27 protein-coding genes are annotated in these 26214 nt (G+C 32.2%); 22 read left to right on the forward strand and 5 right to left on the reverse strand.

Annotated elements, in window-relative coordinates; translation table 11 throughout:
• The first annotated feature begins 88 nt into the window (after window positions 1–88).
• From tcuA to LQ608_RS04540, 4 genes are all read left to right on the forward strand, one after another.
• Window positions 89–1582 carry an FAD-dependent tricarballylate dehydrogenase TcuA gene (tcuA, locus tag LQ608_RS04525; protein WP_239750089.1) on the forward strand — a complete coding sequence of 498 codons (1494 nt, stop codon included), beginning with the start codon at window positions 89–91 and terminating at the stop codon, window positions 1580–1582.
• Window positions 1583–1906: 324 nt separating this feature from the next.
• Entirely contained in the window at window positions 1907–2887 is a 981-nt protein-coding gene (locus LQ608_RS04530; protein WP_239750098.1) for a tripartite tricarboxylate transporter substrate binding protein, read from the forward strand.
• A 13-nt stretch (window positions 2888–2900) separates the two neighbouring features.
• The gene (locus LQ608_RS04535; protein ID WP_239750100.1) at window positions 2901–3344 is read left to right on the forward strand and encodes a tripartite tricarboxylate transporter TctB family protein; all 444 of its coding nucleotides are present in this window, start codon (window positions 2901–2903) and stop codon (window positions 3342–3344) included.
• A 13-nt stretch (window positions 3345–3357) separates the two neighbouring features.
• Complete coding sequence (locus tag LQ608_RS04540) at window positions 3358–4863, forward strand: tripartite tricarboxylate transporter permease (RefSeq protein ID WP_239750109.1); 1506 nt, start codon at window positions 3358–3360, stop codon at window positions 4861–4863.
• Between the two features lie 136 nt (window positions 4864–4999).
• On the opposite strand, the gene LQ608_RS04545 is transcribed toward LQ608_RS04540, so the two are convergent.
• Complete coding sequence (locus LQ608_RS04545) at window positions 5000–5572, reverse strand: flavin reductase family protein (RefSeq protein WP_239750114.1); 573 nt, start codon at window positions 5570–5572, stop codon at window positions 5000–5002.
• Between the two features lie 113 nt (window positions 5573–5685).
• Here LQ608_RS04545 and LQ608_RS04550 point away from each other — a divergent pair, with 113 nt between their 5' ends.
• A complete protein-coding gene (locus LQ608_RS04550; RefSeq protein WP_078357300.1) occupies window positions 5686–6027 on the forward strand; it encodes a winged helix-turn-helix transcriptional regulator in 342 nt (113 codons plus the stop codon).
• 104 nt (window positions 6028–6131) lie between these two features.
• On the forward strand, window positions 6132–6863 hold the full coding sequence (locus tag LQ608_RS04555) for a class I SAM-dependent methyltransferase (RefSeq protein ID WP_239750115.1): 732 nt from the start codon (window positions 6132–6134) through the stop codon (window positions 6861–6863).
• 937 nt (window positions 6864–7800) lie between these two features.
• Here the strand turns inward: LQ608_RS04555 and LQ608_RS04560 are convergent.
• Window positions 7801–8442, reverse strand: a complete 642-nt coding sequence (locus LQ608_RS04560; protein WP_239750123.1) for an FMN-dependent NADH-azoreductase — start codon at window positions 8440–8442, stop codon at window positions 7801–7803.
• Window positions 8443–8522: 80 nt separating this feature from the next.
• Between LQ608_RS04560 and LQ608_RS04565 the strand changes: the two genes are divergently transcribed.
• Window positions 8523–9452: a helix-turn-helix transcriptional regulator gene (locus tag LQ608_RS04565; protein ID WP_239750146.1), complete on the forward strand. Its 930-nt coding sequence runs from the start codon at window positions 8523–8525 to the stop codon at window positions 9450–9452.
• 118 nt (window positions 9453–9570) lie between these two features.
• Here the strand turns inward: LQ608_RS04565 and LQ608_RS04570 are convergent, their stop codons facing one another.
• Entirely contained in the window at window positions 9571–10854 is a 1284-nt protein-coding gene (locus LQ608_RS04570) for a homocysteine synthase (RefSeq protein ID WP_239750147.1), read from the reverse strand.
• Window positions 10855–11043: 189 nt separating this feature from the next.
• Between LQ608_RS04570 and LQ608_RS04575 the strand changes: the two genes are divergently transcribed.
• From LQ608_RS04575 to LQ608_RS04595, 5 genes are all read left to right on the forward strand, one after another.
• Window positions 11044–11790, forward strand: coding sequence for an amino acid ABC transporter ATP-binding protein (locus tag LQ608_RS04575; RefSeq protein ID WP_239750149.1), 747 nt, complete (start codon window positions 11044–11046; stop codon window positions 11788–11790).
• A gap of 10 nt (window positions 11791–11800) precedes the next feature.
• Window positions 11801–12628: a transporter substrate-binding domain-containing protein gene (locus LQ608_RS04580; RefSeq protein ID WP_239750151.1), complete on the forward strand. Its 828-nt coding sequence runs from the start codon at window positions 11801–11803 to the stop codon at window positions 12626–12628.
• A gap of 11 nt (window positions 12629–12639) precedes the next feature.
• Window positions 12640–13335 (forward strand): amino acid ABC transporter permease, encoded by a 696-nt coding sequence (locus tag LQ608_RS04585; protein ID WP_239750163.1) that lies wholly within the window; start codon window positions 12640–12642, stop codon window positions 13333–13335.
• Window positions 13336–13340: 5 nt separating this feature from the next.
• Entirely contained in the window at window positions 13341–14045 is a 705-nt protein-coding gene (locus LQ608_RS04590) for an amino acid ABC transporter permease (RefSeq protein ID WP_481817127.1), read from the forward strand.
• A 115-nt stretch (window positions 14046–14160) separates the two neighbouring features.
• Entirely contained in the window at window positions 14161–14688 is a 528-nt protein-coding gene (locus LQ608_RS04595; RefSeq protein ID WP_239750165.1) for a GNAT family N-acetyltransferase, read from the forward strand.
• Between the two features lie 317 nt (window positions 14689–15005).
• Here the strand turns inward: LQ608_RS04595 and LQ608_RS04600 are convergent, their stop codons facing one another.
• A complete protein-coding gene (locus LQ608_RS04600; RefSeq protein WP_239750167.1) occupies window positions 15006–15689 on the reverse strand; it encodes a DUF1129 family protein in 684 nt (227 codons plus the stop codon).
• Window positions 15690–15829: 140 nt separating this feature from the next.
• On the opposite strand from LQ608_RS04600, the gene LQ608_RS04605 reads away from it, so the two are divergent.
• From LQ608_RS04605 to LQ608_RS04650, 10 genes are all read left to right on the forward strand, one after another.
• Window positions 15830–16585 (forward strand): sulfite exporter TauE/SafE family protein, encoded by a 756-nt coding sequence (locus tag LQ608_RS04605; protein ID WP_088368997.1) that lies wholly within the window; start codon window positions 15830–15832, stop codon window positions 16583–16585.
• A 12-nt stretch (window positions 16586–16597) separates the two neighbouring features.
• Window positions 16598–17035: a GNAT family N-acetyltransferase gene (locus LQ608_RS04610; RefSeq protein WP_239750168.1), complete on the forward strand. Its 438-nt coding sequence runs from the start codon at window positions 16598–16600 to the stop codon at window positions 17033–17035.
• An 18-nt stretch (window positions 17036–17053) separates the two neighbouring features.
• Complete coding sequence (locus tag LQ608_RS04615) at window positions 17054–19096, forward strand: cation:proton antiporter (protein ID WP_239750169.1); 2043 nt, start codon at window positions 17054–17056, stop codon at window positions 19094–19096.
• A 70-nt stretch (window positions 19097–19166) separates the two neighbouring features.
• Window positions 19167–20015: an SA0632 family lipoprotein gene (locus LQ608_RS04620; protein WP_239750171.1), complete on the forward strand. Its 849-nt coding sequence runs from the start codon at window positions 19167–19169 to the stop codon at window positions 20013–20015.
• A gap of 68 nt (window positions 20016–20083) precedes the next feature.
• Window positions 20084–20377 (forward strand): hypothetical protein, encoded by a 294-nt coding sequence (locus LQ608_RS04625; protein ID WP_078357319.1) that lies wholly within the window; start codon window positions 20084–20086, stop codon window positions 20375–20377.
• Between the two features lie 64 nt (window positions 20378–20441).
• The gene (locus tag LQ608_RS04630; RefSeq protein ID WP_239750173.1) at window positions 20442–22016 is read left to right on the forward strand and encodes a GldG family protein; all 1575 of its coding nucleotides are present in this window, start codon (window positions 20442–20444) and stop codon (window positions 22014–22016) included.
• Between the two features lie 663 nt (window positions 22017–22679).
• Window positions 22680–24200 (forward strand): acetaldehyde dehydrogenase ExaC, encoded by a 1521-nt coding sequence (gene exaC, locus LQ608_RS04635; RefSeq protein WP_078357321.1) that lies wholly within the window; start codon window positions 22680–22682, stop codon window positions 24198–24200.
• A complete protein-coding gene (locus LQ608_RS04640) occupies window positions 24201–24533 on the forward strand; it encodes a DUF779 domain-containing protein (protein ID WP_239750174.1) in 333 nt (110 codons plus the stop codon).
• 68 nt (window positions 24534–24601) lie between these two features.
• The gene (locus LQ608_RS04645) at window positions 24602–25141 is read left to right on the forward strand and encodes a GNAT family N-acetyltransferase (RefSeq protein ID WP_078357323.1); all 540 of its coding nucleotides are present in this window, start codon (window positions 24602–24604) and stop codon (window positions 25139–25141) included.
• Window positions 25142–25153: 12 nt separating this feature from the next.
• On the forward strand, window positions 25154–25624 hold the full coding sequence (locus LQ608_RS04650; protein WP_239749535.1) for a 2-thiouracil desulfurase family protein: 471 nt from the start codon (window positions 25154–25156) through the stop codon (window positions 25622–25624).
• Here LQ608_RS04650 and LQ608_RS04655 read toward each other — a convergent pair.
• Window positions 25599–26168, reverse strand: a complete 570-nt coding sequence (locus tag LQ608_RS04655) for an LOG family protein (RefSeq protein WP_239750181.1) — start codon at window positions 26166–26168, stop codon at window positions 25599–25601. The two genes, LQ608_RS04650 and LQ608_RS04655, sit on opposite strands and share 26 nt — an antisense overlap.
• Window positions 26169–26214 lie beyond the last annotated feature (46 nt).

The raw sequence follows: 26214 nt of genomic DNA on the forward strand, positions 1-26214 counted from the left end.
ATAGAATATATGTATTTCCTTTCTACTATTTTATTATGTAATCTAAATTTAAATACTTTTAGATTACTTTTTTTATGGAGGGATATTTTTGAAAAAATATGACGTAATTGTAGTTGGAACAGGAAATGCTGCACTAAGTTCAGCAATATCAGCAAAAGAGAATGGTAGTGAAGTGCTTGTATTAGAAAAAGCTCCCAAAGAAAAAAGAGGGGGAAATTCAATATTTACTGATGGAGCAATAAGGTTTGCTTATAATGATTTACAAGGAATCAATGAAGTTGTCACAGCACTATCAGAAAGTGATTTATCAAAAATACAAATGCCTGATTATAATACTGAAGACTTTTATGAAGATATTTTAAAAGTAACTAATGGTGAGAGTAATCCAGAATTAGCAAAATTTTTATCAAATGAGTCATTTGAAACTATTTTATGGATGAAAAAACAAGGAGTAGAGTTTCAATTAAATGAAAATCAGTACTTTGAAATTAATGGAAATAAAAATTTTTGGGGTGGCTTACCTATAAAGACAGTGGATAAAGGGATAGGATTAATGAACACTTTATTCGAAAGATCCCAAGAACTAGGTATCGATATTATATATAGTGCTGAAGTTAATAAAATTAAAATGGATCATAATAAAGTATCAGCAGTAACTTACTTGGATAATAATAAGCAAGAGGTAACTGTAAATACTGAGGCTATTATATTAGCATGTGGTAGTTTTGAAGCGAGTATAGATAAAAGAGTTGAAAACTTAGGTGAAGAATGGGAAAAAGCAATTGTTAGAGGTACTGAATATAACACAGGTGACGGAATAGAAATAGCGACAGCAATTGGAGCTAAAAAAGCAGGTCAATATGATGGTTGTCATGCTCATACTACAGATTATAACGCTCCTAAGGTGGGTGATTTTTCAAAACCTGGTGATATTTATAAAAAATCATCTTATCCGCTGGGCTTAATCATTAATAAAAATGGAGAAAGATTTGTAGATGAAGGTGCTGATTTTAGAAATTATACTTATGCAAAATATGGAAAAGAGACTTTGAGACAACCTGATCAAAAAGCTTTTCAAATATTTGATTCTCAAGTCTGCCCTATGCTGAGAAAAGAATATAATTTAAAAGAAGCTACTAAGATTGTAGCGGACACTTTAGAAGAACTAGCCATAAAAATGGAGATAAATCCTGATAATTTTATTAAAATGATTGAGAAATATAATTCTAGTGTTCAAGATGGAGACTACAATCCAAGTGTGAAAGATGGTAAATCTACAAAAGGTATTAGCCCAGAAAAGACGAATTGGGCATTAAAATTTGACCAAGCACCTTATTATGCTTTTCCTATTACATGTGGCATTACTTTTGCTTTTGGAGGTGTTTCTACAAACACTAAAGCTGAAGTTTTAGACGAACAAAACAATCCTATAGATGGATTATTTGTAGCAGGAGAAATGGTAGGGGGATTGTTTTATCATAATTATCCAGGCGGATCTGGTTTAATGTCAGGTTCAGTTTTTGGTAAAAGAGCTGGGAAATCAGCTGCTGAGTATGTACAAATGAACAAATTAGAAAATTGAGCATAGTTTTTTATATATTGTATAAAAAACCAAGTATTATTATGCTTTGTAATAGCCCAATTGGCTAGATGTTACAAATAAATATCCATTAGCGACAAGCGTGCATAATGAATTCTATAGAAGCATTTGCCCTTGATCGCTCTGGATGTTTCAATAAATAATCTAATTATAGTTGCATACATAGTTAACATTTTACTATTATAAAAAATCAGAATTTTCAGTCTAAAAATCACTGTATTTAATGACTGATTATGTTCTGGGTAACATTTTTAATAGAGTATCATACAAATTTTTGTAAACGCTTTCAAAATAAGGGGTGGTTCGATGAAAAGATGGGGTATTTTAATCATCGTTTTTTCAATTATATTAGCAAGTTGTGGCAAAGATAATAATTCGAAGGCGTCAAGTAATCAATTTCCCAATGAAACGGTAGAAATTGTTGCACCGGCTTCACCTGGAGGCGGCTGGGATACAACAGCTCGTGCTATCCAAAAAATTATGATGGATGAAAACTTAACCAAGCAAAACGTCAATGTTATTAATAAACCTGGAGGTGGCGGAGAAATAGGTTGGCAATATTTAAAAACACGTTCACCGAACACTATATCTATTAATTCCAGTTTATTATTATCTAATAACGAATTAGGATTAAGTGATTTAAGTACAGATGATCTCACTCCTATTGCTATTTTAGCAACTGAATGGATTAGTTTAACAGCATCAAATAAATCTAACTTAAGTTCTGGTAAAGAAGTAATGGAAAAACTAAAAGATGATCCAGAATCTTTAACTATAGGTGTTGCACCAGGTTTAGGCAACAATGATCACTTAGCTTTTGTACAGGCAGCTAAGGCGTATGGCGTTGATGTAGATAAAATAGATTTCCTTGTATATAAAAGTGGAGGAGACTTACAAACCGCTTTATTAGGAGGACATGTAGATGTTGCCTCTACTTCTGTTTCTGAAGTAAAAGAACAACACCAGATTGGAAAGTTAAAAATATTGGCAGTGACTTCTGATGAACCTGTTGAAGGTATTGAAGAGGTACCTACATGGAAAGAACAGGGTGTTGATGTTGTCTTTCCACATTGGCGTGGTGTGATGGGGCCGAAAGATATGACACCAGAACAAATTGCCTATTGGGATAAAACTATGAAAAAAGTAGTGAAATCGAAAAGTTGGCAAAAAATAAGAAAGAATAATGATTGGGAAAACTTTTACAAAGACAGTAAAGAAAGTAAGAAATTTTTAGAAGATCAACGTAAGAAATATAAAGGATTAGTCGAAGATTCAGGAATGAAATAAAGGGGGAGTATAAATGTTGAGACTTGTCTTTCCAGTATTATTAATATTATTTGGCGTTATTTATCTAGTGCTGACTTTAAATATACCTAAATCAAATATTGGCAATCCAAATAGCCCAATGTATTTTCCAATGTTAGTTGGATTATTACTTCTTATAATGAGTATTGCTTATTTCTTTCAAGAATTTAAAAAACGAAAGGAATCATTTACAGCATTTTCACAATTACTAGAGAGAAAAACATTCATACGTATCATCTTAACAATTGTCTTAACAGTAATATACGCTTTAATATTCGAACGTCTCGGTTTTTTAATTTCAACAATTGTGTTCTTAGGTGGCATTATGTTCTTAATTAATGGATATAAAAGATGGTTACAAAATATTTTAGTTACGGTGATTTTTTCTGGCATTGCATGGTACACATTTTCGCAATTATTGGATGTCAGCTTACCTTAAGGAGGTAATTTAAATGGGAATTGATGCAGGAAGTTTTTTAGAAGGACTATCAACTGCGTTTCATCCGATGAATATATTATGGGTGCTTATTGGTGGTTTTCTAGGTACAGTGGTAGGTATGCTACCAGGATTAGGACCTGCGACTGCGGTTGCAGTACTCATACCTATGACATTTGGTATGGAACCAGTGAGCGCATTGATTTTAATGGTTTCAATTTATTATGGTGCCATGTATGGTGGCTCGAGAAGCTCGATTTTATTAAATACGCCAGGTGATGGTTCAGCGATTGCAGCTACATTTGACGGTTACCCGATGACTAAAAATGGAGAGGCTGGTAAAGCACTAACAATTTCAGCTATAGCTTCATTAATTGGTGGTATTATTGCAGTATTTGGTTTTATCATTTTAGCTAAACCGTTGTCTGACTTTGCTTTAAAATTTGGTTCACAAGAATATTTTTTACTATTCTTATTTACACTTTCAGCAATTGTAACTTTATCGTCTGGAAAGATGGTCAAAGGCTTTATTGCCACGAGTATTGGCTTAATCATTAGTACAATAGGTGTTGATTTACAATCAAGTATTTATCGTTTCACTTTTGACAATCCTCAATTAAGTGAAGGTATCGACTTCTTAGTTGTTATCATTGGTGTATATGCAGTAGCAGAGGTATTGTATAATTATTTGCATTTAGATGCATTGAAACCACCTAATGCTGATGTAGGATCAATGAAATTATCAAAAGAAGATTGGAAACAAACAAGAGGTACTATGTTTCGACAAAGTCCAGTTGGATTTCTAATCGGTGTTTTACCAGGAGCTGGTGGTGCTATTGCGGCAATGTTAAGCTATTCATCAGAAAAACAAATATCCAAAAATGGTAAGAATTTTGGGAAAGGCCAAATAGAAGGCGTAGCTGCACCAGAAGCTTCTAATAATGCGGCTGCAGTAGGCGCTTTAATCCCCTTATTAACGATGGGCGTACCAGGATCAGGGACAACAGCTGTAATTTTAGGTGCGGTGGTTATGTTAGGCTTACAACCAGGACCTTTATTATTTGAAAACGAACCTGAAATGATATGGACACTCATTAACAGCATGTTTATTGGTAATTTATTTTTAGTTATTATAAACATTGCTTTAATAGGCTTATTACTAAAGATATTACGTACACCACCTAAAGTTTTATATCCAATTATTTTGGTGCTAGCGTTTATCGGTACATATACATTAGGATATAGTATAACTGATTTCTATATTTTAATTATTTTCGGCATTATTGGATTAGTTATGAAATTATTAGATTTTCCACTTGCACCTTTGATTTTGGCAGCAATTATAGGTTCAGATATGGAACAGAATTTCCGTAAAAGCTTAATAGTAAGTAATAATAATGTAGCAGATATATTTTTGGGATCCCCAATTAGTATCGTGTTATCATTGATGACTATTTTTGCATTGTTTTATCCACTGATTATACAATTTTCTAAAAGAATGAAAATGAAAAAAATAGGATAATTAACATAGTATTCGTTTATACACCAATCCCCTCACTATTACGAGTAGTGAGGGGATTTTTTTATGACTTAGTCGCTTTTATAATAAAATACGATTTGTAAGAGAACTATGAATATGAAATATTCTCATTTATTTTCTAGTCTTTTCCTGGACCATGAGTGAATTTTGTTCCTTTACCTATAGCATAAAATTGTCCTCCAGCTACGTAGTGTACGGTACGTAATTCATCAGGAGCATCGTCAAAGATCCAATGACCATTGTTAAAGACACGATCGTCACTCCAAGCACCAACAATTTCGCCCATAAACAAGTCATGATCTTGTTCATTTTGCTTATTTGGCATTACTTTACATACAATCCAGCCAGCACTACCTTCAACCAATGGGATGTCAACGTCATCTTGATAAAATATAGGAAGGTTATCAAGTTTATTATCCATTTCTTTAGAGCTATGTTCACCAACATATAAGACTGTTTCCATTTGTTTAACAGTTGGTATATGCACTACAAAATAACCACTCTTCTCGATGAGTTCACGTGTAAAAGCTTGTTTGCCAATATACGCCATAACTTTATAGTTTCCAACAAGACCAACCCAAGCAGCCGCCATCACATTTTCAACATTATCGTGCTTGGCAGAAATCATTGTTGTTGGTCCTACTTGTAATAAACGGTAAGCTTTAGATCTTTCAATAGGTTTAATTGCCATTATATATTCTCCTCTTTTATTTCAATTTATTTCTAATTGCTAGTATAATATGATGATATAAAAAAACTAGTATGCACTTTTTAGTAAGATACTATCAAAAAGGAGAGTATTATATGAATTACTCTAAAACTACAAATGGACAAGTACTCAACAATAAAGGCTTTGATTATACGTTATCGCTTATTGGAGGGAAGTGGAAAATGCATATACTATTTTGTTTATTAACAGAAGAAATTATGCGCTATGGTGAACTGAAAAAATCACTTCAAGGCATTACTCATAAAATGTTGAGTAATCAATTAAAAGAGTTAGAGTTCGATTCACTTATTATCCGCCACGAGTACCCACAAGTCCCACCCAAAGTAGAATATTATTTATCAGAACGAGGTAAGTCATTAATGCCTGCGTTACAGGAGCTTTGTAAATGGGGTTCAGAACATATAGAAGATGAATAATTAAGAGGCTCCTTATTGAAAAAGGAGTCTGAGATATATATTGTGTGTCTTTTGTTATACTTATAAGCACTATTAAGTGTGCAAATAAAGGAGGTATTTTAATAATGGATAATATTTATGATAACTCAGCATTTTTTGAAGGGTATAAGAATAAGAGGAATAGCCATTTAAGTTATAATGAGGTAGTGGAAATGCCTGAAATGATACGCTTGATGCCTGATTTATTTGGAAAGCAAATACTTGATGTTGGGTGTGGAATGGGGAATCTTATAACCTACATGTTAACGTATAATCCAAACCATATAGCAGGTATCGAACAATCAAAAAACATGATTGATGAAAGTAGTAAGAAATTTAAAGATAAGCCTGTGACATTATATCATGAGGATTTTATGAAACTTAATATTGATGAAACCTTCGATGTCATAGTGTCTTCACTAGTATTTCATTACATAGAAGACTTTAAAAAATGTTGTCAGAAATTAAATCAATTATTAAAAAGCGAAGGAACTCTTTTATTTACTATGGAACATCCAATACAAACTGCTACAATGGATCCAGAAGTTAGCAAAGAAGATGAAAACGGCGTTTATTTACGAATGGAACACTATTTTGATGAATCTATACGTTCTGCTAACTGGATAGGACAAGACGTCTTCAAATACCATCATACGATTGAGACTATTTTCAATAGTTTAATAAATAGTGGCTTTGAAATCGAATGTGTTAAGGACCTTGGACAATCAGAAGAAGTGTTTAAATACTATGATGAAGAACGTATCAACAAGTTAAAACAGTTTCCACCGTTTATTTTAATTAAAGCGAAAAAGAAATAAAGTAGCACTTATTTTCATTTTTTATGGATATTTAAGTTTAAAAACTTTGTTGATTTACAAATTAAAGGTATGAATGTATCGGTCAAAGATACAATGGGTAAGAAGTTCTTTACTATTATGTTATAATGTATTTAACAAGAATATCTGCATTTGATGCACCAAACCCCTCACTACTGAGAATAGTGAGGGGTTTTTGGTGTGACTTAGTCGCCAATTTTTTATGCTCATTTTTCTCTTTTTTTATATTCTGCTATTGCCAACTTAATTATTGTGTGAATATTACTAAACACAGCAAAACAAAAAATAAAAGACCTGTTAAAATATTATGCTTTTTTGTATTTTTGACTTCTACATCATTCTTTCCAGTTCTTCTTTTTTGAAAATTACTCATGCTAATTTTTAACAATAACAAAATAAAAGTAATAACAATCACTAAAAACAACTTATATATAATATCCAAAATATCACCCACTATACAAAATAAATACCCAATACAAAACCAAGTCTAACAAATTATTACGTGAAGTTAGTCCTAAATTCTAAAAATAAATAATTTCCTATCTGATAAGGTTTATGTATGTTATGTATTTTGTTTTTCATATGGAATTTATGGGCCGATTTTTAGTATCTAAAGTGGTATTAGTGTACCTTTTTACTCTAAAATAAATAACACGTTAAGTATATTTAATAAAAGTGACAAAAGTCAGTAGGTCTAATTACAAAGGGTTATTAATAATTAAATCCTATTCTATTATGTACTTTGCATTCGAAACCACTATGATGTTATAATTTATGTAACGAAAATAAGTATTCACTTATACACCAATCCCCTCACTATTACGAGTAGTGAGGGGATTTTTTGGTGTGACTTAGTGCATTTTTGAAAACTACAGTATAAGATATACCTCGGAAATTATGAACTTTCAAAGGCAAATGATTATAAATTATAAAAAGCATTAAAGACTTGGTCTAAGTCGTGCTCTGCGTTTTGTAAAACTGTTTCTTCGGTTAATATGGCTGTACCTTGGGCTCGTGCAATATAAAATGCATCAAATGCCATAATATCTTCAAACATTGCTTTTAAATAATTATAAGAAAAATCTAAAGCTGTATATCGATCATCATTTGTATATATTGAGCCACTGGCTTGTAAATATAAAGCTTTATAGTTATCAGTCATTAATCCTACTGAACCTTCCGAAGTATATTTGAAAGTTTGGCGTGCAATCAAAATATTATCTATATAGTCTTTTAGTTGAGAAGTTACATTAAAATTGTGAAGCGGTGAGATAATCACAATTCGATGAAATGATTTAAATTGGAAAAGTAAATTATTAGTGATTTCGGATATGTGTTGTTCTTCTTCAGTCATTGTTTTACCTGTTTGTTGTTTGTCCCAAATATTTAATAGCTGAGTTGTGTCAATACGAGGTAAATCAATAGCATGTAAATTTAAAATTTCTGGTGTATCATTTGCAAAAGTGTCTTTATACTTTCTTAGGAACAATTCTTGTAGTTTATAAGAAAAACTATTCTCATTGTTAAAATCGGGATGTGCATTAATAATTAAAGTTTTCATAGTATATACTCCTTATTTCTTTGATAGAATAAGTATAAAACTTAAAGGTGCCTAAATAAGGCACCTTTGAAGGAGGAATTATGAAAAAATCTGAGCGATTAAATCAAGAACTCATTTTCTTAAGTAATAAAACTACATTCCATTTAAAAGATATTATGCAAGAGTTTAGTATTTCCAAACGAACGGCACTAAGAGATATTCAAGAACTTGAAGCCATGGGGTTGGCACTATACGTTGAAAGTGGACGGTATGGGGGATATAAGTTGATTTCTCAAAATTTATTAACTCCTATTTATTTTAATAACAATGAAATATTGGCAATATTTTTTGCATTAAAAGCTTTAGATATTTTATCAAGTACCCCTTTTGAAAAATCTTATGAGCAAATTAAAGAAAAATTATTTGCAAGTTTACCTAATGAAAAGCAGCAAGATATCGCTAAGATATTAAAATATATTCATTATTATAATGTTGCGCCAATAAATAGTGCAGATAACTTAGATCGAATTTTAACTTCCATTATGAATGAAGATAGAGTTTATATCACATATACGCAATATAAGTATGTAGAAACTGAAATTCAAATTTATGATTTGTTTTATAGAAATGGTATTTGGTTTTGTAGTGCTTATGATTTCAATAAGAAGTCGTGGGGAATTTATCGATGTGACTATATAACAAAGCTAGATATAAGTGAGGGGAAGCAGCCTTTTTCTCGAAAAAAACTAGAGGACATAAAGCAGACTCATGAACAGATGTTTAATGATATACCATTTAAATGTAAATTAACGAATTTTGGGATAGAACTCTTTTTAAAGAAAAATTATCCGAATATGAAACTAGAATATATAGAAGATGTACCTTATATCACAGGCGGCTATAACATTGAAGAATTGGGCTATATGACTGATTATTTAATATCATTAGGTGAGCATGTAGAGATTATATATCCTAAGCAGCTTAAAGAAAATTATATAGGAAAACTAAAAAGTATTTTAAATAAATATTAATATTGGAGTTTGCCTTATGTTATTGAAGCAGATATTGGTAGTGCGATAGCATTAATTAGAAATATAGATCAAAAAAAACCATTCCCAACTTTTGGCAGAGTGGAATGGTTAATTAAAATTATTTAATTTTATTTAAAGCTTGTTCTAAGTCTTTTATAATATCATCACTTGATTCTGTGCCTACTGAAAGACGTACTAAATCTTTTGTTACGCCTGATGCAACTTGTTCTTCTTCGGATAGTTGTTGGTGAGTTGTACTTGCTGGATGTATTACAAGTGATTTAGAGTCTCCAACATTTGCTAATAACGAGAATAGTGATAGGGCTTCTACAAAGTCTGGAATTGCTTCGGAATCGCCTTTAACTCCAAATGTTAGTATTGCTCCTTGTCCTTTTGGTAAATACTTCTTAGCGAGTGTATGATATTGATTTGATTCAAGTCCTGGATAGTTCACCCAGCTTACTTTATCATGTGATTCTAAAAATTCTGCTACTTTTTGGGCATTTTCAGAATGACGTTCTGTTCTTAAATGTAATGTTTCAAGTCCTATTAAGAATTGTTGGGCATTAAATGGTGATAATGCTGGTCCAAGGTCTCTTAGTAGTTGAACACGTGCTTTTGTAATATAAGCTGCTGGACCTACGTCATTAGCGTAAGAAACGCCATGATAACTTGGGTCAGGTTCTACTAATCCTGGGAATTTTCCGTTATCCCAATTAAATTTACCACTATCTACAATTACGCCACCGATAGATGTTCCGTGACCGCCAATGAATTTAGTTGCTGAATGTACAACAATATCTGCACCATATTTAATTGGTTGTAGTAGGTGAGGTGAAGCAAATGTATTATCTACTATTAAAGGAATGCCATTTTTATGTGCTACTTCAGCGACACCTTCAATATCCAGTACATCAATACGTGGATTACCGATAGTTTCAGCGAAGATCAGTTTAGTATTGTCATTTATTGCAGCTTCGAAATTTGCTGGATCATCTGGATCTACAAAATGTACTTTAATGCCAAATTTCTTTAGTGTAACTGCAAATAAATTATATGTACCACCATATAAATTAGTAGATGCAACGACTTCAGAACCACTTTCAGCAATGTTTAAAATACTTAAAGTAATGGCAGCTTGTCCACTACCTACACTTAATGCAGCTAAACCTTCTTCTAATAATGCGATACGTTTTTCAAAGACATCATTAGTCGGATTCATAATTCGAGAATATATATTACCTTCTTCAGCTAAGGCGAATAAGTTTTTAGCGTGTTCAGTTGATTTAAATGTAAATGACGTAGTTTGATGAATAGGAACGGCTGTTGAACCAGTAACTGGATCAGGTACTTGACCACCGTGAATTGCAAGCGTTTCTTTATTCCAATTTTCTTGTGTCATTAATAAATACCTCCTTAAGTTATATATGTCATTATAGTCAGACAATTTTTAAAATTCAATCTAATCCGAGTAAAAAGATAAGAAAATTTTATAAATGGCGTGAATTAGGGATTTTAAATTAAAACCGACTTTACTTATATGAATAGTTGTGATAAATTCAATTTAATATTTTGTTCGGGAGTGAATGACTTGATAAAGGTTGAAGGGTTGCATCATAAGTTTGGGGATAATGAAATTTTGAAAGATATTAATTTTGAACAAGAAAAAGGGACAGTTACAGCAATTATAGGGCCAAGTGGTTCAGGAAAAACCACTTTATTAAGAAGTTTAAATATGCTTGAAACACCATATAAAGGTGTAATTGAATTAGGAGATACGTTATTTAATATTGAAAATTTTAATAAAAATGATGTAGCAAAATTAAGAAAACAGTCGGCTATGGTATTTCAGCAATATAATTTATTTAAAAATCGTACAATTTTAGAAAATATTACTGAAGGTTTGATCTATGGACAAGGCATGAGCAAGAAAGAAGCAAATGCTAAAGGTATGGAATATTTAGACAAAGTTTCACTAAAAGATAAAGCAAATGCATACCCAGTACAATTATCAGGCGGGCAGCAACAACGTGTAGGTATCGTAAGAGCATTAAGCATTGAACCAGAAGTGCTTTTATTAGATGAACCAACTTCAGCATTGGACCCTGAATCTGTTCAAGGCGTGCTAAATATTATTCAAGAAATTGCTAGTGAAGGTAGAACGATGGTTATCGTGACACACGAAATACAGTTTGCTAAAGAAGTATCAGACCAAGTCATATTCATGGATAATGGAGAAATTATTGAAAGTGGTAGTCCTGAGGATGTAATTGATAATCCATCATCGGAACGTACAAGAAAATTTTTAAGTCGTTTAACTTCAACAGTTGGGGCATAGGAGGTATGAAATGAAGTATATCAAATTTCTAATCGTAAGTGCATTAATCATTTCATTATCTGGTTGTGGTCAAATTTCTAAAGAAAATAATGATAAAAAAGTTATAAAAGTAGCATTATCCGCTGAAGTAAATCCGCCGTTTTTATATACAGACAGTGATAACAATCCAGTTGGCTATGATATGGATTATATGAAAGCTCTTGAAAAGAAGTTACCACAGTATGATTTTCAATATGAATTTGGTGAAGAGGAATCAAACGTCGTAGGAATTGGTGTAGGTAAATTTGATATGGGGATCAATTGGTTCTTCAAAACGCCAGAACGTGAAGAAAAATTTTTATATCAAAAAGAACCTTACGTATATTCTTTAACGACTCTAATTGTACATAATGATACAAATGATATTGAAACATTGGATGATTTACATAATAAGAGACTTACACCTATGGCTCCAAGTGGTGGGCTTTATTCTATTCTTTCTGGATATAACAAGTCTCATAAACAACAGATAGATATTGATGAAATTCAAAAAGTATCTAATGGTGAAAATTTTAAAATGATTGAATCAAAACGTCGAGATGCAATGTTCTTAAATTTAACAACATATCAAGCGATTCAAAAAGAATTAAATGCTGATGTTAAAGTAGGTGGCGTTGTTTCAAAAGAATCTATTCATATCTTATATAACAATAAAAATACACAATTACAAAAAGACATTGATAAAGCGACTAAAGAATTAAAAGAAGATGGTACGCTCGTGAAATTATCTAAAAAATGGTTTGGATTTAATGTATTTGAAGACAGAGATTCATTAAATGACATTAAAGATAGCTTATAAGGAGGAGAAAAATGGGAACGACAACTTGGCCAGATTTGTTTATGCAAATTTTAGATAAATTACCAATTACGCTATTCATCATTATTATTTCTCTTCTATTTGCTTTAATTTTAGGGCTGATTTTAGCAGTTATAAGAATAAAAGAAATACCGATATTAACTCAAGTTGTGAAACTGTATGTTTCTTTCGTGAGAAGTACACCGCTTATTTTGCAATTATTTTTAGTTTATTTTGCATTGCCGATTGTCTTGCAATGGGTTTACATAGATATCAATCATTTTAGTCGTCTATTTTTTGTCATATTAACCTTCACTCTGCATACAGGTTCATACTTATCTGAAGTGATGAGAGCTGGGTATAATTCAGTTGATAAAGGACAGATTGAAGCAGGAAAAACAGTTGGTTTACGTGATAGAACAATATTGACGAGAATTATTATTCCTCAAGGATTTAGAAATAGTTTACCAAACATCGGTAATCAAGTAATAGAACTGATTAAGGATACTTCACTTGCATTTACTATCGGACTTATTGACATGATGGGGCAAGTTAACTTAATTATAGGGAATAATTACGGTTTAGGAATGTTTCCTGTATATGTGGCGATATGTATTATTTACTGGGTTATTTGTATATTAGTAGAATTTATCGTCATGCTTTTAGAGAAAAAATATAATATACCATATCAAACTGAACAAATGAGGTGAATAAATTGTCTATAGATTTTCCTTTTATGTATGAACATGTTGGAGATATATTAAAAGGTGTTCCAACAACATTATTAATTGCAGTTATAAGTATGGTGTTTGGTTTAGTAATAGGTACTATATTTGCGTTAATTCGAAAAAGAAAGATACCTGTTATCAATCAAGTTATAGTTGTATTTGTGTCATTCTTTAGATCAACACCTCTCATTGTTCAGTTGTTTGCATTTTACTATGGTACACCTGTACTTATAGAATGGTTGAATAAAGTTTGGCAATTGAGTTTAGACCCTGATGGTGTCAGTTCATTAACAATCGTTCTCTTTGTATTTACATTACATTCAGCAGCATACTTAACAGAAGTTATGCGGAGTGGATTGAAAAGTGTAGACGATTCGCAAATAGAAGCAGCTATAACAGTTGGTCTAAGAAGACGACATATCTTGATGAGAATTGTAATTCCACAAGCGCTAGGATATGCGATACCGAATTTAGGGAATCAATTTATAGCTTTAATAAAGGGAACAGCAATTGCGTTTGTTGTTCAAGTAACAGAAATATTAGCAATTAGCCAAATTATAGCTAATGACGGTTATAGATTTGTCGAAGTGTATATCATCGCAAGTGTAATATATTGGATTATGGCGCTGTTTTTCGAATGGGTTTTCGGAAAAATGGAATCAAGGGTTGGGAAATACTTATATCAAACATAAAAAAACGAGGTCAGCATTACGTTTGTTCGAAAATATGATGCAGGACCTCCTTTTTTTATAAATTTTTTCAATTGATGTGTATACTAATATTATAAATATAAGTTGGAGGTACATCATGATTGAAATTCGACCAGTTAAAATAGAAGATGCAAATGAACTTTTAGAAATAGATATTAGAAATAGAGAACTATTTGAAACATATTCAGCTGCAGATAGAAAAGACTCAGATTATCAACTATATAATTATAGAAAAAATATAGAAAAATACTTACAAGATATGAAAAATGACGATGGTTACCATTACGTAATCATGCAAAAAGAAGAAAATAAAATAATAGGTACGATCGACTTATTCGCAGTGGTTAGACATAATATCCAAAGTTGCATGATGGGATATGCATTAGACGAAGCATATAGTGGGCAAGGAATTACGACAATCGCTGCAAAAAAAGTAATCAAAATAGCATTTAATGAGCTAGGATTTCATAGAGTAGAAGCAGGCGCACAACCAACAAATGTAGGGTCAGTAAGAGTGTTAGAAAAAGCAGGTATGATAAGAGAAGGTCTAAACAGATCAAACGTTAGAGTCAAAGGAGAATGGAAAGACCATTATTTATACGCAATCGTAAATGAGAACTTTTAAGGATGTGGAATAGTATAGTGTTTTCAGGCCGATAAAAATAAATATCGACCCGAAAACGCAAAATACAGGCCGATAAAAATAATTATCGACCCGAAAACGAGAAATACAGGCCGATAAAAATAATTATCGACCCGAAAACGCAAAATACAGGCCGATAAAATAAAATATCGACCCGAAAACACGAAATACGGACCGATAAAAATAATTAGCGGTCCAGAAACGCGAAATACGGACCGATAAAATAAAATAGCGGTCCAGAAACGCGAAATACGGACCGATAAAATAATTATCGGTCCGTATTTTTCCTATATTCCTCTTTACCTTGTGTCGGGTTGGTCGATTTTTCTATGATGGTCTATATAAAGTCCTAGTGGTGTGAGTATGAGTGCGATAATGATATATGCCCAATTGGATGTATAAATTTTTGGTCCTAGTTGCAAGTAAAATCCTGGTAAGTAAAAGGCTAATATTGTTAGTACGAATGTGCCTGATATTAAAACATTCGTTATTGTTGTGGTCCAATTTGATTCGCTATATATCCTTATTTGTACTACTTTGAATATCATCCATATAAAAATGAATATCATCGTAAATCCTGTTACAAACGTTATAAGAAATGTATATAGGTATGTGTATTCTATTTGAGTGAAGAATCCTGTAAATCCTCGTATAAATGAAAATACGCCTAATAACATTAATATGTGTAAGCCTATAAATTTAAAGATATTTTGAAAAGTACGGTTAGGCATGTTTTTAATCATATTATCTGCATGCTGTTTTGGGTCATGATCAAAGAATTCCATTGCATGCATACCGTCTTTTTCTGCACTTAATAAATGATTAAGTATGTTAAGTAACATTTTTTCTGAATCATGTTCGTTAATACTTAAGTTAGCACGGACATATGTTATATAGTTTTCATATACTTCTCTATCGTGACTATTTAATCTTAGTCGTTTTACATTGTTTTCAATTATAAGGTCGCGTGTTGATTTTTTCATCAGCGTTTTCCTTTCTTTGTTCAATAATTTCATTTTACCAAGTATTTTATTATAAAACATTACTAATTTGAGGTTTATACTTTTTACAGATGATTAAATTTCCGATATTATTAAATATGACAGGTGGTGAATGCTTGGAGATGTTGACTTTATTTATTGTATTTTTAGTAGGTATTTTTGCCGGAACGATTAATATAGTTTCAGCAGGTGGATCGTTAATTGTTTTACCATTACTTATATTTTTTGGATTACCTACTACAGTTGCGAACGCTTCGAACAGGGTTGCAATTTTAGTTCAGAATATACTAGGTTTATATGTATTTTACATAAAAGGAATGCGCAATGTTAAGTTAAGTCTTATCTTGAGTATACCCGCTATTATTGGCTCTTTTATTGGCGTACATTACGCAATTAATCTCCCAGACGCAATTTTCAACCGCATGTTAGGTATTATTATGCTTCTCGTTTTAATTATTATGATCATTCCAACTAGATGGAAAGGTGCAAACAAGCAAACTGAAAAATTATCCATCTTTAGAATCGTTCTTCTTATTATTGTATTTCTAGCATTAGGTATATATGGTGGCATTGTTCAAGCTGCTGTAGGATTTTTATTCATTATAGCTTTAAATTTAATTATGCCGAAATTAAATTATGCTGAAGTTCAGTGTATGAAAACTTTAGTCATAACAATTTACTTATCGTTATCGACATTTGTATTTATTTTTCAAGGGTATGTTAATTGGCCATTTGCAATCAGTTTGGCACTTGGATCAGGTATTGGTGGACTTATAGGTGGTCGTTTGACTGTTTCGTTGCCTGAAAAGAAATTAAAAATCATTATGTTTATCGTTATATTTATTTTAGCAATTAAATTATTGATAGAGAACAATTAGGTAGGTAGAACAATGTTTATAATAAAATACATTCAAGATGATGCAAATATTTATAAGATTAGCCAAATGGCTGCAAAGTCTTTTAAAGATGAGAGATATAGTATGAAATTGGCAGTGTCTCTACAATATGAAGCAATCAAAGGCTCTCTTGAATACGAAAAAAGTATCTTGATTGGTGCTTTTATTGAAGAAGAATGTGTTGGCTTCATATGGGCTAAATTTGATTATAAGGATAAAGAAGTTAAAATTTATAACCTTCTTGTTATTGAAAATCATCGAAAAAAAGGAATCGCTAAAACTTTAAAGCGAGAAGTAGAAAAGTGGGCTCAACAAATGGGTGCGTATTCCATAGTTTCAACTGTCCATGCCCACAATGAAAATATGATTCATATTAATGATTCAATGGACTATGAAGTTGAAAAAATTATTATGCGTAAAAAGTTATTTTAAATAGAAGAGAGGAATTCTATGGCCATATTCGAAGGTTTCTTATGGTTCATTATGGGAATTATCCTAAGTTCAATTATTCATCATTACATTTCTAAAATACCATTAAGTTTTGTTCAAATTATTATTGGTTTTGTTATATTTCTATCTCCAATTCCAGTTGAATTAAACTTTGAATCAGAAGTGTTTATGGTGGGCATTATCGCGCCATTACTATTTTTAGAAGGTATTTCAGTTTCGCGTGTCCATTTAGCTCGGTATTTAAAGCCCGTTATGTCAATGGCACTTGTACTCGTATTTACAACAGTTCTAGGGGTCGGGTTCTTATTACATTTAATCTGGCCAGAACTACCATTAGCAGCGTGTTTTGCTATTGGTGCAATTGTTTCTCCAACTGATGCGGTGGCAGTTCAAGCTATTGCAAAAGGTAAGATGTTACCAAAAGGTTCTATGACAATATTAGAGGGTGAATCTTTATTAAATGATGCAGCAGGTATCTTATCATTTAAGATTGCTTTAGCAGCTTTAGTAGGTGGATCATTCTCATTAACAGGAGCAGTTGGACAATTTCTTATCACGGCAGTCGGAGGCGCAATTGTTGGTCTTATACTTGGTTATGGCGTAGTACAGTTGCGCGTTTACTTAACTAGAAATGGTATTAATAATGGGAATATGTTGACGTTTATACAGGTTATAACACCATTTTTAGTATATATCGTTGCAGAAACATTCCATTCATCAGGCATTATTGCAGCTGTTATCGCTGGTTTAATTCATGGTGTTGAAAAGGATAGAATTGCACAAGCAACTACAAAGGAACAAGTTACTTATAATCATACTTGGGATTTATTAAGTTACTTATTAAATGGATTTGTATTTATTTTATTAGGTTTCTTAATACCAGAAGTATTATTTAACATTTTAGAAGAACCAAAACAGGAAGTAATGCATGTTATTGGCATGACACTGTTTGTAGCAGCATTAGTTTATACATTTAGATTCATTTGGGTGCTTATTTCATACCCGTATTTCTACTTACCTGAAAGTAGATTTTCTAGAATGTTAAATAGTGGGAAAGATATAGAACCACAATCTCAAATAGATAAGCCGAATCGTTTTAAATATGCATTTATTATGACGATATGTGGGGTGCACGGTACAATTTCATTGGCAATCGCTTTAATGCTACCATTTAAATTATCCGAACACACAGACTTTATTTATAGAGATAATTTACTATTTATAGCGACAGGTGTTATTTTGATCAGTTTAGTATTAGCACAATTAGTACTTCCACTTGTAACGCCTAAAACTAAACCGAAAGAACAAAGCTTACTAACGTTTAATGAAGCTAAAATCTTACTTATAGAAAGTGCATTAGAGAACTTACAAGAATTTTACAGCAAAGAAACAAGTTATATTTACGGAAAAATTACGCGTAGTTATCATATGCAACTATCATTCTTAAGAGAGAACGATGAAAAAGATGAAGATATTAAAGAATTAGAGCGTATGCAAAGAATCGCTATTGATACAGAATTTAGAACGTTAGATAAATTGATTAAAGATGATAAAATTTCACAAAATACATTTGATAACTATAGACAAATTACTGAACGTTCAACTACCTTTAAGAATGCATCACTGTATACGAAAGTTAAACTAATGGTGAAGTTATTTGTTCGACGTAGAAAAATTAAAACATTTGTCAATGCAACAAGTTCACTTTCAATTGAAGCAAACTTAAAAGAGATGAGATATATAACTAGAGAAGTTCATTTCCAAGTTGTAAAAAGATTAACTGAAGAAATGAATGATGATAATGAGTTTGAAATTAGCATCGTTTGTGATTCTTATTTAAATAAAGTTGAAAGATTAACACCTAATCATTTTAAAGGTAACCATTCAGCTGTCTATACAGAAATGGAAATATACGCTTTAAGAATTCAAAGAGAAATGATTAATGAGTTAACTGAAGAAGGTAAAATTGGGCGTGCAATGGCTATAAAATTAAGAGAATCCGTTAATTACGATGAAATGATAGTACTAGGAAATAGTATCTAATTTGTTTTCAATAGATAGCTTACATGTAGTGTGGTAAAATATTTAAGACTATATATAGGAGGCGACACCTATGAAGAAAGCACTTTTACTTATGGTGAGCTCATCAATTATTTTAGCTGCATGTGGCAATGATGATGAACAGAAGAATTTAGAACAAGAAATTAAGTCTTTAGAACAATCATCTAAAGATTATCAAAAAAATAAAAAGTCTTTAGAAAAAGAGAATGAAAAATTAAAAGATAGTATTAAAGACAAAGAAGATGAGTTGAAAAAACTCAAAGATGAAGTTAAAGCAAATCAATCTGATACAGAAGAGTCAAAGAGCAGTAAAGAAGATTCTAAAGATAAAAAGGAAACATCAAGTACTGAAAAAGAGCAATCAGCAAAAAAGCCTTTTCCTAATACAATTCGTACTTCAACAAATGGTGAAGTTGAAGTAGTAGATGACATTGATGGTAAACATTTTCAATTTGAAGATAGTGGTATGAAAGTAAGCATTGACCATTTACAGATTTTCCAAGTGAATAATATGCCAGAAGGTCAGGTGTTGCTTTTCAATGGAGCTAAAGATGGTTATGTTGTCATGTATGAAGTCGTAACTGAAAATACAACAAATGAAAAGTTATTCTATGACAACACAGCATCTATCCAACATGGAGAACAAACACAACGTTCTGACTATGCTTCATTTATACCAGATTCTCATAACGAGAAATATATGAAGAAATCTAAAGAAAACACTGATGAATATCAACCAGGTGAAAAGACTAAAAGTTTAAAATCTATTCCTATTTCTAAAAAAGTGTATCAAGCAATTAAAGATAATAGTGCAACATTCAATATTCATGGCGGCGTGAGTAAGACATCTACATATGATGATGCGTCTGACAAAGTTAAATCTTTTAAATTGAATATATAGGTTTGGTTTAGTTTGAATTGTATTAGGGAATAAACTATAAATGATTATTTGAAAAGAGGGATGTTATCGTGCATGAAAAAGAATTTGTTCTCATAGAAGGAAAGAAAATAACATTATTAGAATTAGGCAAAGAAATCGAGAATATAACTGGTCGTACTTTGAAAGTAACAACAGGTGAAGTGAGAAGTTGGCCATCAGAAGCAGTTGTTTTCGATCGTAAATCTAACGTTAATCAAGTAACATATCGATTTAATGATGTTAATGATATAATTGATGCAACGATTGAAGTTCCTAGAGGATTTAAAGACTATGATACAGACCCTGTAACAGTTAAATTGTTGACTTATATTAGAAGAGCATAGAATATGAACAAACCTCTAACATAATGAGTTGTTAGGGGTTTGTTTTATACATAAGGAGATTATAATGAAATCAAAAATCATCATGATTAGTTTAATAGGATTAATGGCATTTGTAATAGTTGGTTGTTCAAATAATGTTAGTGAAGACAAAGGAAAAGATGGAAAAATAGTTCTATCACCAAACAGTGATGATATAAAGGGTAAAGTACTTTTTGATAGTGCTCACGGTCAAACTGCAGGCAGTGCAGATTGGGTTATTAATGGTGGATTTTCTGATTTTGCTGATGCATTGACGAAAGAGAACTATGAAGTGACAGACTTAGGATTTAATCAATTATTAGAATATAACAAAATGAAAAATTATGACTTAGTTGTAATACCTGAAGCAAATAATCCTCTTAAAGCCAGTGAACAAGATGCTATTGAGCAATATGTGAAGTCTGGTGGAAGCATTTTGATGGTTAGTGATCATTATAATGCTGATCGAAACTTTAATCGATATGACTCATCTGAAGTAATGAATGGCTATAGAAGAGGGGCTTTTGATAATCCTACAAAAGGTATGACTTCTGAAGAAAGTGCTTCTGAAAAAATGAATGGCGTTGAAAGTAGAGACTTTTTAAATGAAGTATTTGGTTTAAGATTCAGATATAATGCTTTAGGAAATATAAAAGTAGATGATTTAGCTGATGAAAAAGATAGCTTTGGAATTACAAAAGGTGTTAATGCGGTATCAATGCATGCAGGATCTACCATTGCAATTACGGATCCTAATAAAGCAAAAGGTATAGCATTTGTTCCAAATTTATCGAAAGATGATGCATGGAATCACGCAGTCGACCAAGGCATTTATAATGGCGGCGGAAAAGATGAAGGTGCGTATATAGCAATTAGTAAAGCTGGAGAAGGTAAAGGCGCATTTATAGGAGATTCTTCAATGGTAGAAGACAAATCTCCAAAATATAAACGTGAAGACAACGGTGAAACTAAGAAAACATATGATGGCTTTAAAGAAGAAGATAATCAAAAAATGATAATGCAAATTGTTGAATGGTTAAATAACAAAGAAGATAATAAAGACTTTTCTTCAATGGATATACAACTAGATGACAAGACACCATTATTAAATTTTGAAGAACCTGAAAATAGTAGTGAAGCTGAGAAAGAACCTTGGGGAACACCAAAGCAAGGTTATAAATGGTTTGATGCTTCCACATATGCATCAGGCAGTTATGGCGCTACTGATGAAAAACAAAGTAACGAATCAAATAGTGACAGTAATGATTCATCAACAAGTAGTAATAGTAATAATCAAGGAAATCAAGGAAATCAAAGTGAATTCGATATGCCAACATCTGTTCAAAAACAAGAGAAATTCGAAATAACAGTACATGTAGACGAATCAAAATTAGTTAATCAAAAATTTCAATTATCCATTAAGAATAAAGATGGACAAGAAGTTGGGATGTTTAATGGACAAGCACCAGGCGTATCTGATTCAGTAAATCCTAAAATTAATAACGGAGTAACAGATTGGTATTTCAAAACTAAAATCGCCAATGAAGCTGATAATGAAGTAGACGTTGAAGTCTTATCAGGTGGAAACGTTATAGCTAAGACAACAATGAAAGTAGAATGAAAGACACCTCTAAAGTGGAATTTAAATCCAACTTTAGAGGTGTCTTTTTATGTTTGAAAGTGGAATGAGTGGAAATGTAATGAATATGAGGGAGATTGAAGCGACTGAATATTGCTAGTCGAGGTCAACAAGCAACATAGAGCGGCTGAATGTTGCAAGACAGGCCAAACAAGCAACATAGAGCGGCTGAATGTTGCAAGATGAGCCCAACATGATAAATAGAGCGGCTGAACATTCTGAACATTGCAAGACAGGGTCGACAAGCAACATAGAGAGGCTGAATATTGCAAGACAGGCCAAACAAGCAACATAGAGCGGCTGAATATTGCAAGACAGGTCCAACTAGCAACATAGAGCGACTGAACATTGCAAGACAGGCCAAACAAGCAACATAGAGCGGTTGAATATTGCTAGTGAAGCACAACATGATAAATAGAGAGCCCGAACTTATCAAGACTGGCTCAACATGATAAATAGCACTTCTGAATTTATTAAATCTCATTTCTCAATATCATATTTCAAATAATTATCTGAAATGTGTACAGTGATATTTGTAACTATTTATATAATTTTATATTAATATTGTAAAATGCTTTTTAGTTGATGAAAGCGCTTGCGTCAATTAAAATTAATATGTAATCAATTTAAGGGAGGCGTTTTAATATGGCTTTTGAATATCCAACTGCAACAAATGCAAAATACAAAGTAAAAGATAAGTATCAAAACTTTATTGGTGGTAAATGGGTTGATCCAAAAAACGGTGAGTATTTTGATAATGGATCTCCGGTAACTGGTGAAGTTTATGCTAAAATGCCGCGTTCAACTAAAGAAGATGTAGATGAAGCGGTAAAGGCAGCACATAAAGCACAAGTTGAGTGGGCTAAAAAGTCACCTGCTGAACATTCGCAATTACTCTTAGATATAGCTGATCGTATAGAAGAAAATTTAGAAGAACTAGCTGTAATTGAAACATTTGATAATGGTAAACCGATTAGAGAATGTCTAGCAGCAGATTTACCATTAGTTGTAGATCATTTTAGATATTTTGCTGGTGTAGTTAGAGCAGAAGAAGGATCAATTTCACAAATTGATAATGACACTGTAGCTTATCATTTTAAAGAACCAATCGGCGTAGTTGGTCAAATTATTCCGTGGAACTTCCCATTATTAATGGCAACATGGAAATTGGCGCCAGCGATTGTAACGGGTAATGCTGTTGTTCTTAAACCAGCTGAACAAACGCCTGTATCTATTCTTCATTTAATGGAATTAATTCAAGATATATTACCTGAAGGGTTAATAAACGTAGTAAATGGCTTTGGTGCAGAAGCTGGTCAAGCTTTAGCAACTCATGAAGATATTAATAAGGTAGCATTTACTGGCGAAACAACTACAGGTCGTATTATCATGCAAAATGCAAGTCAAAACTTAATTCCTGTAACGCTAGAATTAGGTGGTAAGTCACCAAATATCTTTTTCAAAGACATTATGGATGAAGATGATGACTTCTTAGATAAAGCTGTTGAAGGTTTAGTCATGTTCGCATTAAACCAGGGTGAAGTATGTACATGTCCTTCTAGAGCATTAGTTCATGAAGATATTTACGAAAAATTTATCGAAAAATGTATAGCACGTGTAAAACAAATTAAAACAGGTAATCCACTTGATACTGAAACAATGCTTGGTGCACAAACTTCTCAAGAACAATCTGAAAAAATTAAAAGTTATTTAGATATTGGTAAACAAGAAGGTGCAGAAGTATTAGTTGGTGGTAACGTTCGTGAAGAATCTGGAGATTTAGAAAATGGATTCTATATTGAACCAACAATATTTAAAGGTACTCAAGATATGAGAATTTTCCAAGAAGAAATATTTGGACCAGTCTTATCATTAGCTACTTTCAAAGATGACGACGAAGCATTAGAAATGGCAAATGATACTTTATATGGACTAGGTGCAGGTATTTGGACAAGAAACCAAAATAAAGCTTATCGTTTTGGTAGAGGTATCCAAGCAGGTCGTGTATGGGTAAATAACTACCATACTTATCCAGCACATGCGGCATTTGGAGGATACAAAATGAGTGGTATTGGCCGTGAAAACCATAAAATGATGTTAGATCATTATCAACAAACTAAAAACTTACTCGTTAGTTATGACGAGAAGCCAGCAGGACTGTTCTAAATGACTGAACAAGTCACTGCTACAGAAATAGCCAAATCACTCATTAGAGATTTAAAAAAGACACATGGTGAAAATCTTATTTTTCATCAATCAGGTGGATGCTGTGATGGTAGCTCTCCAATGTTATTTGTTGAAGGAACATTGATTATTGGAGATGTAGATGTGAAGTTAGGTGAAATTGAAGGTGTACCTTTCTATATGAACAAGAAGCAATACGAATATTGGAAACATACTAACTTAGAGTTAGATGTTGTAGATGGTAAAGGTGGAATGTTTAGTATAGAAGGCCCAACTGGTAAGAGATTTCACATTAGAAGTTCAGTAAGGTCATAATTTTTAGAAGGATGTGCTAAAATAATAGTACATCCTTTTTTTAATTTGATAAAGGTTGGGTGAAGAAAATGAGTTATTACATTGAAACAAAACGTTTAATACTAAGAAATTGGAAAGACGAGGATGTAGCTAAATTTCAAAGCATGAATGCTAATCCCGAAGTGAGAAGATACTTTCCAGATATACTAAGTTATGATGCAACTAAAAATGTTGTTGATCAAATGAAAGCGATTATTGACCAACATGAGATTGGTTTATTTGCTGTGGAATTAAAAGAAACAAAGTCTTTCATAGGTATGGTAGGGCTTAACTATATACCAGAGGGTAGTGAATTGAGTTTTCCTGAGTTGCCTTTTTATGAAATTGGATGGCGAATTGATAAAGATGTTTGGGGAAATGGTTTGGCAACTGAAGCGGCAGAAGCTGTCTTAACCTACGCAAAAGAGCAAGGTATTGATGAAGTTTATAGCTTTACATCTGAAATTAATAAACCTTCTAGAAGAGTGATGGAAAAGTTAGAAATGGAGCATATTAGAGATTTCTTACATCCTAAAGTGGTACATGATGAACGATTAGCGGCTCACGTTTTATATCATAAAGTGTTATAAGGAGAAGATTATATGATCGTTATTAGTGCATGCTTAGTAGGTGAACAAGTAAGATACGACGGCAATCATAAATTAGATATATTTTATAAGAATTTAATAGATGAAAAAAAGGCGATAAGTATTTGTCCGGAAATACTAGGCGGACTTCAAGTGCCGAGAGAGCCTGCAGAGATTACTGGAGGAGATGGCTATGATGTCTGGAATAATCAAGCTAAGGTTATGACAGTAACTGGCCAAGATGTTACGCATCAGTTTAAAGAAGGCGCCAAAAGAGCACTTTCTATAATAAAGGACTTAGATGCCCAAACAGTTATTTTAAAAAGTGATAGTCCATCGTGTGGGTCAACTGTCGTTTACGATGGAACATTTAAAGGAATTAAAAAAGAAGGTGTCGGTGTAACGACAGCCCTCTTTATATTAAATGCTATTGAAGTTTATGATGAAAAATCATTTCATGCTACTTTTGATAATCACGAAGTTTAACAGGTTGAGCAACTTTCATTGAATCAAACATACTTTGAATATCATCTTTAATAATAGCTAAATTTTTATAGTCTTTACTAACAAATCCAGTAGAAATCAAGTGTTCAATCATTGAGGATAAAGGATTGAAAAATTGTTTGATATTCAATGCGGCAATAGGTTTATGATGTAAACCTATTTGCGACCAAGTATATATTTCGAAAAATTCTTCTAATGAACCCGCTCCACCCGGTAACATGACAAATGCATCAGCCATATCAGACATCATTTGTTTTCTTTCATGCATCGTTTCCACAACATGATATTCAGTTAAGCTTTCATGTGCTATTTCACGTTCTCCTAAAAATCTAGGCATTATACCTATTGCAATCCCATCATGGTCTAATACACCATTTGCTACAGCACCCATCATCCCAGTCGAACCAGCTCCATAAATTAATTCATATTTGTTTTCTGCTAAGTATTTACCTAACGCATAAGCTTGTTCTGTGTAGATAGGGTCGTTACCTTTACTAGCTCCACAAAATACAGCAATTCTTTTCATATATATTACTCCTTTCACATATGTAGTATAATGATTTTAAATAGAG

It is taken from the genome of Mammaliicoccus sp. H-M34 (assembly GCF_022386495.1).
Taxonomy (GTDB): domain Bacteria; phylum Bacillota; class Bacilli; order Staphylococcales; family Staphylococcaceae; genus Mammaliicoccus; species Mammaliicoccus fleurettii.